The 18,294-nt window shown below is 71.0% G+C and carries 16 protein-coding genes; 12 read left to right on the forward strand and 4 right to left on the reverse strand.

Annotation, left to right across the window (positions count from 1 at the left end):
- Window positions 1-43 precede the first annotated feature (43 nt).
- The 10 genes from CF8_RS01800 (at window position 44) to CF8_RS01845 (ending at window position 11,178) form a co-directional block, all read left to right on the forward strand.
- Window positions 44-1,150, forward strand: coding sequence for a sulfotransferase family protein (locus tag CF8_RS01800; RefSeq protein ID WP_010831429.1), 1,107 nt, complete (start codon window positions 44-46; stop codon window positions 1,148-1,150).
- On the forward strand, window positions 1,147-2,094 hold the full coding sequence (locus CF8_RS01805; protein WP_010831430.1) for a glycosyltransferase family 2 protein: 948 nt from the start codon (window positions 1,147-1,149) through the stop codon (window positions 2,092-2,094). Before CF8_RS01800 ends, CF8_RS01805 begins: the two co-directional genes overlap by 4 nt.
- A 160-nt stretch (window positions 2,095-2,254) precedes the next feature.
- The gene (locus CF8_RS01810; protein ID WP_036489995.1) at window positions 2,255-3,145 is read left to right on the forward strand and encodes a Rossmann-like and DUF2520 domain-containing protein; all 891 of its coding nucleotides are present in this window, start codon (window positions 2,255-2,257) and stop codon (window positions 3,143-3,145) included.
- Window positions 3,142-4,059: a pantoate--beta-alanine ligase gene (gene panC, locus CF8_RS01815; protein WP_010831432.1), complete on the forward strand. Its 918-nt coding sequence runs from the start codon at window positions 3,142-3,144 to the stop codon at window positions 4,057-4,059. Before CF8_RS01810 ends, panC begins: the two co-directional genes overlap by 4 nt.
- Entirely contained in the window at window positions 4,059-4,475 is a 417-nt protein-coding gene (gene panD, locus CF8_RS01820) for an aspartate 1-decarboxylase (protein ID WP_010831433.1), read from the forward strand. Before panC ends, panD begins: the two co-directional genes overlap by 1 nt.
- A 9-nt stretch (window positions 4,476-4,484) precedes the next feature.
- A complete protein-coding gene (locus CF8_RS01825) occupies window positions 4,485-6,158 on the forward strand; it encodes an L-aspartate oxidase (protein ID WP_010831434.1) in 1,674 nt (557 codons plus the stop codon).
- Entirely contained in the window at window positions 6,155-7,060 is a 906-nt protein-coding gene (gene nadC / locus CF8_RS01830) for a carboxylating nicotinate-nucleotide diphosphorylase (RefSeq protein ID WP_010831435.1), read from the forward strand. The genes CF8_RS01825 and nadC overlap by 4 nt, the downstream gene beginning before the upstream one ends.
- Complete coding sequence (locus CF8_RS01835) at window positions 7,057-7,830, forward strand: type III pantothenate kinase (protein WP_010831436.1); 774 nt, start codon at window positions 7,057-7,059, stop codon at window positions 7,828-7,830. The genes nadC and CF8_RS01835 overlap by 4 nt, the downstream gene beginning before the upstream one ends.
- A gap of 89 nt (window positions 7,831-7,919) precedes the next feature.
- A complete protein-coding gene (locus CF8_RS01840) occupies window positions 7,920-8,240 on the forward strand; it encodes a histone-like nucleoid-structuring protein Lsr2 (protein ID WP_010831437.1) in 321 nt (106 codons plus the stop codon).
- A gap of 358 nt (window positions 8,241-8,598) precedes the next feature.
- Window positions 8,599-11,178 carry an ATP-dependent Clp protease ATP-binding subunit gene (locus CF8_RS01845; protein ID WP_010831438.1) on the forward strand — a complete coding sequence of 860 codons (2,580 nt, stop codon included), beginning with the start codon at window positions 8,599-8,601 and terminating at the stop codon, window positions 11,176-11,178.
- Window positions 11,179-11,335: 157 nt separating this feature from the next.
- Here the strand turns inward: CF8_RS01845 and CF8_RS01850 are convergent, their stop codons facing one another.
- A complete protein-coding gene (locus tag CF8_RS01850; protein WP_036489997.1) occupies window positions 11,336-12,205 on the reverse strand; it encodes an A/G-specific adenine glycosylase in 870 nt (289 codons plus the stop codon).
- Window positions 12,206-12,285: 80 nt separating this feature from the next.
- Here CF8_RS01850 and CF8_RS01855 point away from each other — a divergent pair, with 80 nt between their 5' ends.
- Window positions 12,286-13,095, forward strand: coding sequence for a hypothetical protein (locus CF8_RS01855; protein WP_156887128.1), 810 nt, complete (start codon window positions 12,286-12,288; stop codon window positions 13,093-13,095).
- 186 nt (window positions 13,096-13,281) lie between these two features.
- Here CF8_RS01855 and disA read toward each other — a convergent pair whose 3' ends face one another.
- Genes disA through CF8_RS21310 form a run of 3 tightly spaced genes read right to left on the reverse strand, consistent with a single transcriptional unit; the run spans window position 13,282 to window position 17,115 of the window.
- The gene (disA, locus tag CF8_RS01860; protein ID WP_010831441.1) at window positions 13,282-14,367 is read right to left on the reverse strand and encodes a DNA integrity scanning diadenylate cyclase DisA; all 1,086 of its coding nucleotides are present in this window, start codon (window positions 14,365-14,367) and stop codon (window positions 13,282-13,284) included.
- Between the two features lie 42 nt (window positions 14,368-14,409).
- The gene (radA, locus tag CF8_RS01865; protein ID WP_036489999.1) at window positions 14,410-15,816 is read right to left on the reverse strand and encodes a DNA repair protein RadA; all 1,407 of its coding nucleotides are present in this window, start codon (window positions 15,814-15,816) and stop codon (window positions 14,410-14,412) included.
- 30 nt (window positions 15,817-15,846) lie between these two features.
- The gene (locus CF8_RS21310; RefSeq protein WP_010831443.1) at window positions 15,847-17,115 is read right to left on the reverse strand and encodes an ankyrin repeat domain-containing protein; all 1,269 of its coding nucleotides are present in this window, start codon (window positions 17,113-17,115) and stop codon (window positions 15,847-15,849) included.
- A gap of 69 nt (window positions 17,116-17,184) precedes the next feature.
- Here CF8_RS21310 and CF8_RS01875 point away from each other — a divergent pair, with 69 nt between their 5' ends.
- The gene (locus CF8_RS01875) at window positions 17,185-18,228 is read left to right on the forward strand and encodes a LacI family DNA-binding transcriptional regulator (RefSeq protein ID WP_010831444.1); all 1,044 of its coding nucleotides are present in this window, start codon (window positions 17,185-17,187) and stop codon (window positions 18,226-18,228) included.
- Window positions 18,229-18,294 lie beyond the last annotated feature (66 nt).

Raw genomic sequence — 18,294 nt, forward strand, 5'->3', positions numbered from 1 at the left:
CTGCCTAACCTCCGTGGACAGAACACCTAGTAGGCTCCCCGCCGTGACTGCTCAGGCGCGTGCGATCGACGAGATGAACCCCGACGGTGTCCCGCGGAAGGTGCTCTTCGTCGCGGGTGCAGGCCGCAGTGGCACCTCCACGATGGCGGGGATCGCCAGCAAGCTCGGCATGCACGTGCCGCTGCCCGAGGTGCCGGCCGATGCGTCCAACCCGCGTGGCTTCTCCGAGCCGCAGTGGGCCGTCGACCTGCACGACCGCCTGCTCAAGGAGGCCGGCGTCCAGGTGAGCGACTCGCGCCCGAGCGCGTGGTTCGAGACGGGTCGCATCTCCACCCGCGAGCCCGCCAGGATCCGGGTCGCGGACTGGCTGGAGCCACACTTCGCCGTACACCCCGAGCTGGTGGTGAAGGACCCGCGGCTGAGCTGGTTCCTCGGCCTGTGGCGGGTGGCCGCCATCCGCACCGGCGCCACGCCGGTCTTCGTGACGATGCTGCGTCCGCCGGCCGAGGTCGTCGGCAGCAAGCAGAAGTACTACGCCAACAAGCTCGGCTCCGCCCACCTCGCGGCGAGCTGGCTCAACATGCTGCTCCACACCGAGCGGGCGACCCGCGAGGAGGCCGGCTCGGCGCGGGTGTTCGTGCGCTACGAGGACCTGCTGACCGACTGGGTGAAGACGACGATGCACGTCGGTCAGACCCTGGACCTGCAATCGATCGTGCACACCCGCAGCGACCTGATCCGCGAGGTGCACCGCTTCATCGACCCGACGCTGCGTCGCGTGACCGCGTCCCTCGACGACCTCGCACTGCCGCCCCGCCTGCACGAGCTGACCGGGCAGACGTGGGAGGAGCTGAACAAGCTCGCCAACCCCGACGGTGACGTCGCGTCGGTGCACGCCACGCTCGACGAGCTGCGTGACGCCTACACCGACCTCTACGAGGAGGCCGAGGCGATCAGCAAGTCATCGGTCGTCGCCGCCCGCATCGCCGGGGCCCGCACGGCCGCCGAGGTCGAGGCGCCCGAGCCGAGCGGCCTGGCCGACAAGATCCCCCACGACGTCCGCGCGAAGATCCCGCCGTCCGTACGCCGCGGGGTGCGCAAGGCACTGGGCCGCGAGCGGGCCTCGGAGCCGGCGGCGGGAGACGCGTGAGCGTCCCGGTCGGCGCCGGGCACGGCCTGAGCAACGTCGAGGGCCACACCGACTTCGACATCGTGTGGCCCTGGAACCAGGGCGCGCTGAAGCGTGGGGCGACCGCCGTGCTCCGGGTGAAGAACGAGGCGGAGTCGATGAGGTTCGTGCTGCCGCCGCTGCTGCGGGCCTGCGACCACGTGCTGCTCGTCGACAACAACTCGACCGACGGCACCGGTGAGGCCGCCCTCGCGGTCGCCGCGGAACACGGGGTGAGCGAGAAGTTCACGCTGAAGCACTACCCCTTCGACGTGGCCCGCGCCGGCGCCGAGCACCTCGCCGTGCCCGAGCGCAGCGTCCACTCGCTGGCCTACTTCTACAACTGGTGCTTCTCCCACGTCCGCACCCGCTACTCGTGGAAGTGGGACGGCGACATGGTCCTCACCACCGAGGGCGAGGTGTCGATGGCCGACCTCTCCTGGCAGGTCGGGACCGCCGAGGCCGTGATCCGCTTCCCGCGCCACGGGCTCTACATCGAGTCCGACCGGCGCGCCTTCCTCGACCTCGGGCTGCGCAACATCGAGGAGTGGGGCTTCCCGATGACGCCCGACTTCGTCTACTCCAAGGCGCCGGAGTGGGAGATCCGCACGACCCCGCCCGAGACACGGCAGTTCGCGCTGCCGCAGGGGCTGGTCGTCGAGCTGAAGTATCTCGACGGCGACGAGTTCGCCCACTGGACCAACCCGGAGTCGTTCGCGACCAGCGTCCGCAACCGCCGCAAGCGGCGCGAGTGGCTCGTCTTCAACGCCCTCAACAACGGTGAGGTCCCCGAGGGCGTCACCGAGATCAACGCGCCCGAGGGCGAGCACGTCGTCGACTACGTCACCCACACCTGGCTGCCGCGCGCGCCGCGCCCCTTCGTCGTCGACGACCCGGACCACGCGAAGCTGCACCTGCGCGCCTGAGCGGCGTACGGCGATGTAGGCCAGGTCACGTTCACTTCCTGTTCACAGGGCGGAATGAGGCGGCGTACGCTCCTTGTTCAACAGATCGAGCACCAAGTCTGGTACCCACACCGGCCCCACCAGGGGTGGTCGGCGGGACTGGAACGAAAGGGTTCGTGCAATGACTCAGTTCCGTGTGGGTGTCGTGGGCGCAGGCCGCGTCGGCGCCGTCCTCGCCGCCGCGCTCCGCACCGCGGGCCACGAGATCGTGGCCGCCGCCGGTGAGTCCGACGCATCGCGTGGCCGCATCGAGTCCCTCCTCCCCGGCACCCCGGTCATGAAGCCGAGCGACGCCGCTCGTGCCGCCGACCTGCTGCTCCTCACCGTCCCCGACGACATGCTGCCCAACGTCGTCGCGATGCTGAGTGCGAGCGGCGCGATCCGCGAGGGCCAGCTCGTCGTCCACACCAGCGGTGCCCACGGGCTCGCCGTGCTGGCCGACGCCGCCGCCGTCGGCGCGCGCACCATCGCGCTGCACCCGGCGATGACGTTCACCGGCACCGAGGTCGACCTGCCCCGACTGCGCGACGCGGTCTTCGGCGTCACCGCCGGCGAGGGCGAGCGGGCCGTCACCGAGCAGCTCGTCGCCGACCTCGGCGGGCGCCCGATGTGGGTCGCCGAGGACAAGCGCACGCTCTACCACGCAGGGCTCGCCCACGGCGCCAACCACCTCGTCACCCTGGTCACCCAGGCGATGGAGATGCTCGCCGCGGCCGGTGGGGACAGCCCCGCCGACACGCTGCGCCCGCTCCTCAACGCCGCGCTCGACAACGCGCTCGCGCACGGCGACGCCGCGCTCACGGGCCCGATCGTCCGTGGCGACGTCGAGACGGTCCGCGCCCACCTGGTCGAGATCACCGCCAACGCGCCCGAGACCGTCCCCTCCTACCTCTCGCTCGCCCGCGCCACGCTCGACCGCGTCGTCACCGACGGTCGCCTGCTGCCGATCCGTGCGGCCAAGCTGCGCCAGGTCCTCGCCGCGGCCGAGCAGAAGGTGCCCGCGCGCCGATGACCACGAAACCGTCCCTCGCGAACACCCGCGAGGAGCTCACCGACCTGCTCGCCGACGCGCGCAAGTCGGGCAAGCGCATCGGCTTCGTGCCCACGATGGGCGCTCTGCACGAGGGTCACGCGAGCCTGATGCGCGAGGCGGCCGAGCACGCCGACGTCGTCGTGGTCAGCATCTTCGTCAACCCGATGCAGTTCGCGCCGACCGAGGACCTCGACCGCTACCCGCGCACCCTGCCCGAGGACCTCGGGCTCTGCGCGGCCAACGATGTCGCCGTGGTGTTCGCCCCGGCCGTCGAGGAGATGTATCCCGGCGGCTTCAACCACGACAGCGTCCGTGACGGCGTCACGGTCCATCCCGGCACGCTCGCCACGATCCTCGACGGGGAGTCCCGGCCCGGCCACTTCGACGGTGTCCTCACGGTCGTCGCCAAGCTCTTCGGCCTCGTCCAGCCCGACGTCGCGGTCTTCGGCCAGAAGGACTACCAGCAGCTCGCCCTCATCCGGGCGATGGTGCGCGACCTGTGCCTGCCCGTCGAGATCGTCGGTGCGGAGACGATGCGCGAGGCCGACGGCCTCGCGATGTCCAGCCGCAACCGCTACCTCGACCCCGCGCAGCGCGCCGCGGCGACCGTCCTCAACCGTGCGCTGCGCGCGGCGCAGGAGCGGGCGGCGTACGGCGTCGCGCCGGCGCGGTGGGCGGCGATGAGCGTCCTCAAGTCCGAGCCCTTGGTGGAGCTCGACTACCTCGCGCTCACCGGCGTCGACCTCGGCGAGGCGCCGGACAACGGCGAGGGGCGCATCCTGGTCGCCGCGAAGGTCGGCAGCACGCGCCTGATCGACAACATGAGCATCCACGTCACGACACCGGCGGGCACCGCAGTCGCGGGCTCGACCACTGATGAAAGGAGCAGCTGATGCTGCGCACGATGATGAAGTCCAAGATCCACCGGGCCACCGTGACCCAGGCGGACCTCCACTACGTCGGTTCGGTGACCGTGGACGAGGACCTCCTCGACGCCGCCGACCTGCTCTCCGGCGAGCTCGTCCACATCGTCGACGTCACCAACGGCGCTCGGCTCGAGACCTACACGATCGCCGGCGAGCGCGGCTCGGGCGTCATCGGCATCAACGGTGCCGCCGCCCGCCTCGTGCACCCCGGTGACACGGTCATCCTGATCGCCTACGGCCAGATGGAGACCGCGGAGGCGAAGGACTACAAGCCCGCCGTCGTCTTCGTCGACGCCGACAACAAGGTGATGGCGACCGGCTTCGCCCCCGCCGAGACGTTCGGCGACCCGTCGCTGACTCGCGGCGACTTCCTCGCCCGCTAGCCTGCGCGGATGACTGCATCCTCGGCCGGGGTCCCGCAACGACTGACGGCTCCCGAGCCCGGGTGGACCACCCGCGCAGACGTCGTGGTGATCGGTTCCGGCATCGCCGGGCTGACGGCCGCGCTGCGGATCCACGCGGCCGACCGCAGCCTCAAGCTGCTGGTGGTCACCAAGGACGTCCTCAACGCCGGCTCCACCCAGTGGGCGCAGGGCGGGATCGCCGCGGCGCTCGGCCCGGGCGACACCCCCGAGGAGCACCTCCACGACACCCTCGTCGCCGGCGCCGGGGCGTGTGACGTCGAGGCCGTCCGCGCCCTCGTGACCGAGGGGCCCGACGCCGTGCACGAGCTGATCGCGCTCGGCACCGAGTTCGACCACCACGACGGAGAGCTGTCGCTGACCCGGGAGGGCGGTCACCACCGCGACCGGATCGCGCACGCCGGTGGCGACGCGACGGGCGCCGAGATCCAGCGCGCCCTCATCGCCGCGATCGAGCGGGCCCCCGAGATCGAGGTCATCCAGCACGCGCTGGCCGTCGACCTCCTGCTCGCCGATGACGGTGGTGTGGCCGGGGTGACCCTGCACGTCCTCGGCGAGGGCCAGCGTGACGGTGTCGGCGCGGCTCACTGCCGCGCGATCGTGCTGGCAAGCGGCGGGCTGGGCCAGGTGTTCTCGCAGTCCACCAACCCGAGCGTCTCCACCGGCGACGGCATGGCCATCGCGCTGCGTGCGGGCGCGACCCTGCGCGACCTCGAGTTCGTGCAGTTCCACCCGACGGTGATGTATCTCGGGCCCGACTCCCAGGGCCAGCAGCCGCTGATCTCCGAGGCGGTGCGTGGTGAGGGTGCCTTCCTCGTCGACTTCGAGGGCGATCGCTTCATGCAGGGCCAGCACGAGCTCGCCGACCTGGCGCCTCGTGACGTCGTCGCCAAGGCGATCACCCGCCGGATGCTGGAGACCGACAAGCCCCACATGTGGCTCGATGCGCGCCACCTCGGTCGCGAGTTCTGGGAGAAGCGCTTCCCGACGATCCTCGCGGTCTGCCGCGAGCACGGCGTCGACCCGATCACCGAGCTGATCCCCGTGGCTCCCGCCCAGCACTACGCGTCCGGCGGGGTGGCCACCGACCTCGACGGGCGCTCCAGCGTGCCCGGGCTCTACGCCACCGGCGAGGTCGCGTGCAGCGGCGTACACGGTGCCAACCGGCTTGCCTCCAACTCGCTCTTGGAAGGCCTCGTGTTCTCGCGCCGCATCGCCCAGGTGCTGCCCGGCGAGCTGCGCGAGTGGTCGACCCCGGCCGAGGACAAGCGTGCCGACGGCCTGGTCGACTGGACGCTGCGTCCCGACCTCCAGGCCATGATGACGACCCGTGTCGGCGTCCTGCGCACCGCCGACGGGATCACCGAGGCGATCGACTGGCTAGACGGCCGCGATGCCGGCAGCCAGGCCGTCCCCGGCGTCGACGGCTGGGAGACCACCAACCTCCACGCCATCAGCAGCGCCCTGGCCCAGGCCGCGCTCCGGCGCGAGGAGACCCGCGGCTCCCACTGGCGTGAGGACTTCCCCGACCGCGACGACGTGGCCCAGGCCGGTCACATCGACACCCGCCTCGTCGACGGGCAGCTGGAGCAGGAGTTCCTGCCGGCCCGCTCGACCGACCCTTCCACTGGAGCAGTCGCATGAGTTCAACGTCGTACGCCGCCCTGCCGGCCGAGCTCATCGCCGAGATCGCCGAGGCGGGACTCGACCCGGAGGCGATCTACGCCGACATCGTCCGCGCGCTCGCGGAGGACCTGCCGGACGGCTCGGACGACACCACCAGCGCGGCCACCATCTCCGACGACGCCCGCGGCAGCGCCGACTGGGAGGCCCGCGAGCCCGGCGTCGTGGCCGGGCTGGCGATCGCCGCGATGGTCTTCCACCACGTCATGGGCGACGACGTCCAGATCGACGGCCGGGTCGCCGACGGCACGCGCGTCGCCGAGGGCGACGTCGTCATGCGGGTGGCCGGCCCGACGCGGGGGCTGCTCACCGCCGAGCGGACCGCCCTCAACTTCGCCTGCCACCTCTCCGGTGTCGCGACCGCCACCGCCCACTGGGTCGACGCGCTGGAGGGCACCACCGCCCAGGTGCTCGACACGCGCAAGACCCTGCCCGGGTGGCGCGCGCTGCAGAAGTACGCCGTCCGCTGCGGCGGCGGCGTCAACCACCGCTTCTCCCTCGCCGACATGGCGATGGTCAAGGACAACCACGTCATCGCCGCCGGGGGAGTCGTGCCCGCCCTCGAGGCCGTCCGGGCTGCCTACCCGGGCCTCCCGATCGAGGTCGAGGTGACCGACCTCGACCAGCTGCGCGAGCTCCTCGCTGCCGGCTGCGAGCGCATCCTGCTCGACAACATGTCGACCGCGATGATGGCCGAGGCGGTCGAGATCACCGCCGGGCGTGCGGTCCTGGAGGCCTCCGGGGGTCTGACGATCGAGCGGGCCCGCGAGGTCGGTGAGACCGGCGTCGACTTCATCTCCGTCGGAGCACTGACCCACTCGGTGAAGGTCTTCGACATCGGCATGGACCTCGTGGACGCATGACGCTGCTCGCCGCCGACATCGGCAACGCCGACACCGTCCTGGGACTCCTCGACGGCGCGGACGTCGTCGCGCACTGGCGGGTCTCGACCGACGAGCGACGAACGTCCGACGAGTGGGCCGTGCTCGTGCGCGGGCTGCTGGCCGACACGGGCCGCAGCATCGACGCGATCGCCGTGTGCGCGACGGTGCCCGCGGTCCTGCACGAATGGCGCGACATGCTCGCTCGCCATTTCGAGGGCATCCGCAGTGTCGTCGTGGAGCCCGGTGTGCGCACCGGTGTGCCGGTGTTGATGGACAACCCGCGTGAAGTCGGCGCTGATCGCATCATCAATGCACTGGCCGCAGCAAGTGAATTCGGCGGCCCCGCGATCGTGGTTGATTTCGGTGGTACGGCGACGACTTTCGACGTCGTGAGTGAGTCCGGACAATATGTCGGTGGTGCGATTGCGCCCGGAATCGAGATCTCCCTCGAGGCCCTGGGCCGACGAGGCGCCCAGCTGCGCAAGGTCGAGCTCCAGCGACCTCGTTCGGTGATCGCCAAGAACACCGTCGAGGCGCTGCAGAGCGGGATGCTGTTCGGCGTCGCGGCCCAGGTCGACGGCATGGTGGCGCGGATGATCGCCGAGCTCGGGGTCGACGTGGCCGACGTCAATGTCATTTCAACCGGTCATCTCGCCCCGCTCGTGCGCGAGGAATGCTCGTGTTTCACCGCGCATTCACCCTGGCTGACCCTGCAGGGGCTCCGACTGGTCTTCGAGCGCAATTCCTGATATCCAATTCGGCGCGTATTGCCTCGACAATTCAGGTATGAGTAGTGTGGATCCCGCTTTCTCCTGCCCCTGTATTGAAATGAGGAATCGTGGCGCAAAAGGTCAACATCATTCTTGTCGATGACCTCGACGGCACCGAGGCCGACGAGACCGTGACGTTCGGTCTCGACGGCACGACCTACGAGATCGACCTCACGGACAGCAACGCCGCCGCCCTGCGCGAGGCACTGAGCGGTTATGTCGGCCACGCCCGCAAGGTGAGCGGTGGCGCTCGTCGCGGCCGCAAGGCTGCCGGCTCGTCGTCCAACACCAAGGACGTCCGCGAGTGGGCCCGTGGCCAGGGCATGGAGGTCTCGGAGCGCGGTCGCATCTCCGCCGACATCCAGCAGGCCTACGACGCCGCACACTGATCCACCCTTGTTCGCTCGCCGCGTCCCCCTCCGGGGGCGCGGCGAGCAACATTTCACGCGGAACCCACGTGTTGAACACACGCTCACCGCGCACGCCTGACGGCGGTCTCGTTGTCGCTGGTGGTCGTGCAGTTCCGGTGTGAGGATCGAGCACACGGCCCCGACCAGCGGTGGCGGGAGCGTGTGGTTCCTCGATCCTCGGACGGCGACGGTCGCGACCGCGACGTACGCCGACTGACCGCTCTGTTCGCTGTCAGCGGACGGCTCCGATCCGCCGGCGGGAACACGTAGGGTGGAGTCGGGCGTTGAGCCCACTGTCCGCAGCAATTTCGCGGACCACAGACATTGAGGAGCGCACATGTTCGAGCGGTTCACCGACCGAGCCCGGCGAGTTGTCGTGCTGGCCCAGGAAGAGGCCCGCATGCTCTCCCACAACTACATCGGGACCGAGCACATCCTGCTCGGTCTCATCCACGAGGGCGAGGGCGTCGCAGCCAAGGCCCTCGAGTCCCTCGACATCTCCCTGGAGGCCGTGCGCGCCCAGGTCGAGGAGATCATCGGCCAGGGCCAGCAGGCCCCGTCGGGCCACATCCCGTTCACGCCGCGCGCCAAGAAGGTGCTCGAGCTGTCGCTGCGCGAGGCGCTGCAGCTCGGCCACTCCTACATCGGCACCGAGCACATCCTCCTCGGGCTGATCCGCGAGGGCGAGGGCGTCGCCGCCCAGGTGCTGCAGAAGCTGGGCGCAGACCTCAACCGGGTGCGCCAGCAGGTCATCCAGCTGCTCTCCGGCTTCCAGGGCAAGGAGTCGGCTGCGTCCGGCGCCTCCCAGACCGGCTCCGGCGCCGAGGCACCGTCGAGCTCGCTGGTGCTCGACCAGTTCGGCCGCAACCTGACCCAGGCCGCCCGTGAGGGCAAGCTCGACCCGGTCATCGGGCGCGAGCAGGAGATCGAGCGGGTCATGCAGATCCTCTCGCGGCGCACCAAGAACAACCCGGTGCTGATCGGCGAGCCCGGCGTCGGCAAGACGACCATCGTCGAGGGCCTGGCCCAGGACATCGTCAAGGGCAACGTGCCCGAGACGCTCAAGGACAAGCACATCTACACCCTCGACCTCGGCGCGCTCGTCGCCGGCTCGCGCTACCGCGGTGACTTCGAGGAGCGCCTGAAGAAGGTCCTCAAGGAGATCCGCACCCGCGGCGACATCGTGCTGTTCATCGACGAGATCCACACCCTCGTCGGTGCCGGTGCGGCCGAGGGCGCGATCGACGCGGCCTCGATCCTCAAGCCGATGCTGGCGCGAGGCGAGCTGCAGACGATCGGTGCGACGACCCTCGACGAATACCGCAAGTACCTCGAGAAGGACGCCGCGCTCGAGCGCCGCTTCCAGCCGATCCAGGTCGCCGAGCCGTCGATCGCCCACACGATCGAGATGCTCAAGGGCCTGCGTGACCGCTACGAAGCGCACCACCGCGTGACCATCACCGACGAGGCGCTGGTCTCCGCTGCCACCCTCGCCGACCGCTACATCTCCGACCGGTTCCTGCCGGACAAGGCGATCGACCTCATCGACGAGGCCGGCTCGCGCCTGCGCATCCGCCGGATGACCGCGCCTGCCGACCTGCGTGAGTACGACGACAAGATCGCCGACGTGCGCAAGCGCAAGGAGGCCGCGATCGACGGCCAGGACTTCGAGGCCGCCGCCCGCCTGCGCGACGAGGAGAAGCAGCTCATCGCCCGCAAGGCCGAGCGCGAGACCCAGTGGCGCTCCGGTGACATGGACGAGGTCGCCGAGGTCGACGAGGAGCTGATCGCCGAGGTGCTCGCCGTCGCGACCGGCATCCCGATCGTCAAGCTCTCCGAGGAGGAGTCCTCGCGACTGCTCAACATGGAAGAAGAGCTGCACAAGCGCGTCATCGGCCAGGAGGAGGCCGTCAAGGCTCTCTCACGCGCCATCCGCCGTACTCGTGCCGGCCTCAAGGACCCGAAGCGTCCCGGCGGCTCGTTCATCTTCGCCGGCCCGTCCGGTGTCGGAAAGACGTGGCTGTCCAAGACGCTCGCCGACTTCCTGTTCGGTGACGAGGACTCGCTGATCCAGCTCGACATGAGCGAGTTCAGCGAGAAGCACACCGTCTCGCGGCTCTTCGGCTCGCCTCCCGGCTACGTCGGCTACGAAGAGGGCGGCCAGCTCACCGAGAAGGTGCGCCGCAAGCCGTTCTCCGTCGTGCTCTTCGACGAGGTCGAGAAGGCCCACCCCGACATCTTCAACAGCCTGTTGCAGATCCTCGAGGAAGGTCGCCTGACCGACTCGCAGGGCCGGGTGGTCGACTTCAAGAACACCGTCATCATCATGACCACCAACCTCGGCACGCGCGACATCTCCAAGGGCCAGAACCTCGGCTTCCAGCAGTCGGGCGACGGCAGCACCTACGACCGGATGAAGACCAAGGTGGCCGAGGAGCTCAAGCAGCACTTCAAGCCCGAGTTCCTCAACCGCGTCGACGAGATCATCGTGTTCCCGCCGCTGTCGCAGGACCAGATCGTCTCGATGGTCGACAACATGATCGCGGGCGTCGAGCTCCGGCTCAAGGACCGCGACATGCAGCTCGAGCTGACCCAGCCGGCCAAGAACCTCCTGGCCGAGCGGGGCTTCGACCCGGTGCTGGGTGCGCGTCCGCTGCGTCGGACCATCCAGCGCGAGATCGAGGACGTGATGGCGGAGAAGATGCTCTTCGGCGAGATCGGCCCCGGCCAGATCGTGCTCGTCGACATCGAGGGCGAAGGCCCGAGTGCCACCTTCACGTTCAAGGGTCAGAAGGTCTCGGCGATGCCGGACATGCCGCCCTTCGAGACCGCCGACGTCGTGGGCGACCCCGAGTCCCCGCTCGAGGGTCCCGACGACTCCGCCGGCCCGGTCGACGTGGAGAAGTCCTCCGACTGAGTCATCCCGCACCACCCGGAGCCCCTGGCCGACCTGGCCGGGGGCTCCGGCGCATTTCGGGTCAGCGGCGTGCGCGGTGCCCTGCGTAGTCAAGTGAGAGATTGCACTGTCCGCGCCGAATCACCGCAATCTCTCACTGAACTACCGCGGGATCCGGTCAGGACGGCAGGGCGTACGCCGACGGGCCGACGGCCTCGACCAGCCGGTCGGCGACGAGGCCGGCCAGGCAGCGTTCGCGCTGGGTGTCGTCCGGCCACACGGCGTGGATGCGGGACGTGGGGACGGACCCCTCCGCGTCGCGCAGCAGCGCCATGATCCGACCCCGGCACTGCCGGTCGGTGCCGTCCCAGGCCTGGCCGCGCCGCGGCGGGCCGGCGTGGGCCGGGCGCCCGGCGGCCTGCCAGGCGCACCGGTCCGCGATCGGACAGGTGTCGCAGCGCGGGTCGCGGGCGGTGCAGACGAGCGCGCCCAGCTCCATCACCGCGACGGCCCAGGTGGCGGCCGTCGCGGCGTCCGGCGGCAGCAGGTCGGTGGCGAGGTCGCGTTCCGCGCGGGTCACCGACGCCGGCGGGAACTCCGTGCCGCTGACCGCTCGCGCGAACACCCGACGCACGTTGGTGTCGAGCACGACGTGCCGCTGTCCGAAGGCGAAGCTCGCGATCGCCGCAGCGGTGTAGTCCCCGATCCCGGGCAGGGCCAGCAGGTCGCCGTACGCCGCGGGCACCCCGCCGCCGTGATCGGCGACGATCGCCGTGGCGGCCGCGTGTAGCCGCAGCGCTCGTCGGGGGTAGCCGAGCCGGCCCCACATCCGTACCGCCTCGCCGGTGGACTCGGCGGCGAGCGCCGCGGGGGTGGGCCAGCGGTCCAGCCAGGCGGCGTGCACCGGGAGGACCCGGGCGACCGGGGTCTGCTGGAGCATGAACTCCGAGACCATCACCGACCACGCCGACGCCGACGGGGAGCGCCACGGGAGCTCGCGTGCGTGCTCGTCGTACCACCCGAGCACGGGGTCGTGGAGGTCGCTCATCACCGCAGATCCTAAGCCTGGTGGGGGTCCTCGCGGAGTGGCAGCCGCGTTGAGGCGCGCTCGCTGTCTACCGTGTCGCCATGGCTTCCCCGCCCCTGCAACCCCGTGGTCCGTTGCCCGCGCGCGTCTACTGGACGCGCCGGCTGCTCCTGCTCGGCCTCGCGCTGGTGCTCGTGATCGGGTTCGCGCGGATCCTGGGTGGGTCCAGCGACGGCTCTGACGACGGTGCCAAGGCGACGACGGTCGGCGTGACGACGAGTGAGCCGACCGAGACGCCGACGACCGAGCCGGTGAAGCGCAAACGCAAGAAGAAGCAGCAGACCCCCACCGAGCCGCCGCTCGCCGAGCCCACCGGCCCGTGCGAGAACAGCGACATCGTCGCCACCCCCGTCGTGACGGAAGCCCAGGGCGGGGTCGACGTGCCGATCACCCTCAACCTGCGCACGCTCGAGTCGCCGGCCTGCACCTGGACGGTCTCACCCAACACGCTGACCGTGTCCATCACCTCGGGCAACGACGCGATCTGGGCGAGCCGCGAGTGCCCGGCCAGCATCGTCCCCCAGGAGGTCGTCGTCCGGCAGGCCGTCGACGCACCCATCAGCGTCGTCTGGGAGGACGCTCGCCGCTCGGACGAGGGCTGCACCGCGCAGCGCGGATGGGCCTTTCCCGGGTTCTACCACGTGGAGGCCGCCGCCCTCGGCGGTGAGCCGACCGACGTCCAGTTCGAGCTGGTCCGCCCCGCGAGCGCCGTGATCACCAAGACGATCACCCCCAAGCCCGAACCCACGACCAAGGGCAACGGCAAGAACCAGGGCAAGAAGAACGAGCCGGGCGACACCGACACCGCCCACACGCCCGGCGAGCAGGGCAACGGCAACTCCGAGGGCTGAGGCCAGTCCAGTCCCGGGCGGTGCCTCAGCAACCGTCCGTGGCCATCGAAACAGTTGCTGGCCCACCGCTCGTACGGCGAGTCGCCGGTGACGCACCCGCGGGAGGTGAGTCACCCACATTCGAGCGCGCGGAAATGTGGCTCACTCACCGCTCGGCCCGAAGGCCAGCGCCGCTGCGGCGCCCGGTCAGATGTAGCGCTCGGTGATGCTCGACTCGGCGAGCCGCGAGAGCCCTTCGCGCACGCTGCGAGCACGGAGCTCGCCGACACCCTCGACGGCCTGGAGGTCGTCGATGCCGGCGGACAGGAGCTGCTGGAGGCCGCCGAAGTGCTCGACGAGCCGGTCGACGACCTGCGCGGGCAGGCGCGGCACCTTGGCGAGCAGGCGGTAGCCGCGGGGGGCGACGGCACCGTCGAGGTGCTCGCCGGTGCCGAGCCCGAGGACGCCGGCGACCGAGCCCGGGTCGACCAGGTCGGTGGGGGACAGGGCCGCCAGGTCGGTCAGCATCGTCTCGGGGCTGGTCTTGCGGCGCTTGCCGGTCGGGAGGTAGTCGCGGACCACGAGCTCGCGCTCGGCGTCGACGCCGGTGATGAGCTCCTCGAGCTGCAGGGAGAGCAGACGGCCGTCGGTGCCGAGCTCGAGAACGTAGTCGTCGATCTCGCTCGCGATGCGGGTGACCATCTCGAGGCGCTGGGCCACGACCGCGACGTCGCGGACGGTCACCAGGTCCTCGATCTCCAGCGCCGAGAGGGTCGAGGAGACCTCGTCGAGGCGCATCTTGTAGCGCTCCAGGGTGGCGAGGGCCTGGTTGGCGCGGGAGAGGATCTTGCCGGAGTCCTCGAGCACGTGGCGGATGTCGCCGACGTAGGCCGCGATGATCTGCATCGACTGCGACACCGAGATCACCGGGAAGCCGGTCTGGCGCGCCACCCGGTCGGCGGTGCGGTGCCGGGTGCCGGTCTCCTCGGAGGGAATCGTGTGGTCGGGCATGAGGTGCACGGCCGCACGGTGGATGCGCGAGACGTCCTTGTCGACGATGATCGCGCCGTCCATCTTGGCCAGCTCGCGCAGGCCGGTGGCGGTGAAGGGGACGTCGAGGGTGAAGCCGCCCGTGGCGATCGACTCGACGGTCTTGTCGATGCCGAGCACGATCAGGGCACCGGTGCGACCGCGCAGGATCCGCTCGAGACCGTCACGCAGCGCGGTGCCCGGGGCGATCTCGGCCAGCGTGGCGCGCAGACGCAGCGTGTCGTCGGTTCGCTCTGCCGCCACGGTGTAGTCCTCCCCAGAACTGCGCGCCGGTCGGCGCGGCCGTCAGTCTAGGGGACCACGCCCACGCTCATGGCCGTTCGTGACACGCACGGCAGTCAGTGCGGAGGCCACCGTGCTGACGTCGAGGACCTGCATGCCGTCGACCTGCCGACGTGAGTTGTCAGCAGCGCCGGGCTCGCACGGCACGATGGCCATCCGGAAGCCCTGGCGCGCGGCCTCGGCCAGCCGCTGCGGCAGGTCGCGGACCCGGCGCAGCTCGCCGGCGAGCCCGATCTCGCCCATCGCGACGATGCCCTTGGGCGGCGCCAGCCCGGTCATCGAGCTGGCGATGGCGATCGCGATCGCGAGGTCGGCCGCGGGCTCCGTGATCCGCGCGCCGCCCACCGTCGAGGCGAACACGTCGTGCTGGTGCAGCCGGATCCCGGCGTGCTGCTGGAGCACCGCGAGGATCATCGCGACCCGGGAGCCGTCGATGCCCGAGGTCGTGCGGCGGGGGCGCTCGAGGGGCGACGGCGTCACGAGCGCCTGCACCTCGGCCAGCATCGGGCGGCGACCCTCCATCGAGACGGCCACGCAGGTGCCGGGCACCTGCGAGGAGTGGTGCTCGACGAACAGCCCGGTCGGGTCGGTGACCGCGCGGATGCCCTCGGAGGACAGATCGAAGCACCCGACCTCGTCGATGGGTCCGAACCGGTTCTTCATCGCCCGCACCATGCGGAAGCGGGAGTTGCGATCGCCCTCGAAGTGCAGCACCACGTCGACGAGGTGCTCGAGCACGCGCGGCCCGGCGATCGAGCCGTCCTTGGTGACGTGGCCGACCAGGACGGTGGTGATGTTGCGGGTCTTGGCGACCCGGATCAGCGCGGCCGCCACCTCCTTCACCTGGGTGACGCCACCGGGGACGCCCTCGATGCCGCTCGCGCCGATGGTCTGCACGGAGTCGATGACGAGCAGTGTCGGGCGCACCTGCTCGATGTGGGTGAGCACGGCGCCCAGATCGGTCTCAGCGGCGAGGAAGAGCTCGTCGTGCACCCCGCCGGTGCGGTCGGCACGGAGCCGGACCTGGGAAGCCGACTCCTCACCGGTGACGTAGAGGGTGCGGGTGCGGACCCGCGCGGTCTGGGCGGCGACCTCGAGCAGCAGCGTCGACTTGCCGACGCCGGGCTCGCCGGCGAGCAGGATCGCGGCTCCGGGGACCAGCCCGCCACCGAGCACCCGGTCGAGCTCGGGCACCCCGCTGGTGCGGAACTGCGAGTCCTCGACCGACACCTGACCGATCGGCACGGCAGGGGTCGTGACCGGCGACGCGGTCGCGCGCATGGTCGGCGCGGCTGTCTCGGCGACCGATCCCCACGCCTGGCACTCCCCACAGCGACCGACCCACTTGGTCGTCTCCCAGCCGCACTCCGTGCAGCGATAGGCAGGCCTGACCTTCGCGGATTTGCTCATGCGGTGAACCGTAGGTGACGGCACCGACACTCACCTCGCCAGCAGGCGCGCGATCTCCTCGAAGCCGCGACGGCGCGCGTGCTCCAGCGCCGTCACCCCGTCGCGGTCGGCGAGCTGCGGGTCCGCGCCGGCCGCGAGCAGGGTCCGCACGATGCGCTGCCACGGTGTGGTTCCCTCGCCGAGGAGCACCGCCTCCAGCAACGCCGTCCAGCCGAGGTCGTTGACGTGGTCGACGTCGATGTCGGTCGCTCGCACGGCCCAGCGGACGTAGGCCGCGTGGCCGCGCTCGGCCGCCGGGATGATCGACACCCCGCCGTAGCGGTTGCGCAGCGTCACGTCGGGATCGGCGGTGAGCAGCAGCCGGCCCATCGGGACCGAGCCGGTCACACCGGTCACCAGCCACGGGGTGTCGGACTGCGCGTCGACCGCGTCGGGGTCTGCACCCAGGGCGACGAGCACGCGCGCGACCTGGCCGACGTCGCCGATCACGGCGTGCAGGAGTGGCGTACGGCGATCGCCGTCACGTGCGTCCACCTGTGCTCCGGCCCGCAGGGCGAGCGAGGCGTTGTCGGCGTCGCCCGCCCGGGCCGCTGCGAGCAGCGCCGCCTCAGGCCGGCGCACCGGCCGGTCGGCTCGTGCGAGCAGGCTCGCGATGTCGCCGTACCCACGTTGCTCCGCGTGCTCGCGCGCGGTGAACCCGTCCTCGACCGCCGGGACGGTCGCGTCGACGCCGGCTGCGAGCAGCACGCGCACGGTGTCGAGGTAGCGCTGGGACCCGTCGCCGAGGATCACCGCCTCGTGCAGCGCGGTCCAGCCCAGATTGTTGACATGGTCGAGGTCGATGCCGGCCCGGACGAGTCGCCCGGCGATGTCCCAGTGCCCGCGATCGGCCGCGCGGATCAGCCCGGTGCCGTTGAAGCGGTCCTTGGCGTCGACCCGCGCCCCGGCTGCCAGGGTGAGGTCGAGCAGGTCGCGGTGGCCCTCGCTGGTCGCGATCAGGTAGGCGCTCTGCGTCGTCTCGTCGGTGTGGTTGACGTCGGCGCCGCGCGCGATGAGGCGCCGCGCGGCCGGCAGGTCGTTGGCCCAGGCCGCGTCGATCAGCGCCGCGTTCAGTCGCGCCAGCTCGGCCCCGCTGGGGGACGGGTCGGGGGACGTCGGCCGCACCGAGGTGGCGCTCGAGGAGGGACGCACCCGGGTGGGCTCCGCGGCGGGCTCGGTCGGTGGGGTGCCGGGACGGTTCTCGCCGGCGCTGCACGCGGCGAACACCGCAAGAGTGAGGAGGAGGGAGAGCTTGCGCATGACCTCATCCTCCCCACGCCGTTCCAGCGATTATGCTGCCAAGGGATTGGAACGATCAAGGAGCCAGCGATGTCGAGCACGGAGCCGCGCGGACCCGGGTTCATCCCGGTGTCTCCGCCGACGCTCGCCGACGTCGCGGAGCGCGCCGGTGTCTCGCGCCAGACGGTCTCCAACGCGGTCAACAACCCCGACCTCCTGCGTCCCGACACCCTCGAGCGCGTGCGTGAGGCGATCGACGAGATGGGCTACTCGCCCAACCGTGCGGCCCGCAACCTGCGCACCCGCAGCTCGCAGCTGATCGGCCTGCGCGTCCAGCCCGCCCAGGAGGGCACGGCCAACGCGATGATGGACCGCTTCCTGCACACGCTCGTCGACACGTCGGCCGAGGCCGGCTACCACGTCCTGCTCTTCGCCGGCGACAACGACGACCCGGTCGGCGGCTACGACCACCTGCTCCGCGCCACCGCTGTCGACGCGTTCGTCGTCACCGACACCTACCTCGGCAACCCGCAGGCCGCGTGGCTGAGCGAGCAGCGGGCGCCGTTCGTCGCGTTCGGGCGTCCCTGGGACCAGCCGCACGCCACCCACCCGTGGGTCGACGTCGACGGCGCCGCCGGCACCCGCCTGGCCACCGACCACCTCATCGAGAAGGGGCACAGCCGGATCGCGTGGATCGGCTGGCGCAAGGACTCACCCATCGGGGAGGACAGGCGCGCGGGCTGGCTCGCCGCGATGCACGAGGCGGGCCACCCGACCACCGGTCTCGCGTCCCGGGTGGAGGACACCGTCCAGAGCGGCGCAGAGGCCGCCGCCGTACTCCTCGACGAGTCGGCTCCGACCGCGTTCGTCTGCGCCTCCGACACGCTCGCCATGGGCGTGCTGCACACGTTGTGGATCCGCCAGCTCGCGCCCGGTCGCGACATCGCGGTCGTCGGCTTCGACGACTCCCAGGTGGCGCAGGTGTTCCCCGTCGGGCTGACGTCGGTGCGCCAGCCGCTGGAGGACGTCGCGGTCCAGATCGTGCGCGCCCTCGAGTCGCTGCTCGGCCACCTCCCGCCGCCCGCGCAGGGCGTGCTGCTCACCCCGACCCTGGCCGTCCGCGGATCCAGCTGACTCCGGCGTCAACCCAGCGCGGCTGCACGTCGTCCCTAGTCACAGAGATCCACGAACCGAGGAGAC

The organism is Nocardioides sp. CF8, assembly GCF_000389985.1.
In the GTDB taxonomy this organism is placed as follows: domain Bacteria; phylum Actinomycetota; class Actinomycetes; order Propionibacteriales; family Nocardioidaceae; genus Nocardioides; species Nocardioides allogilvus.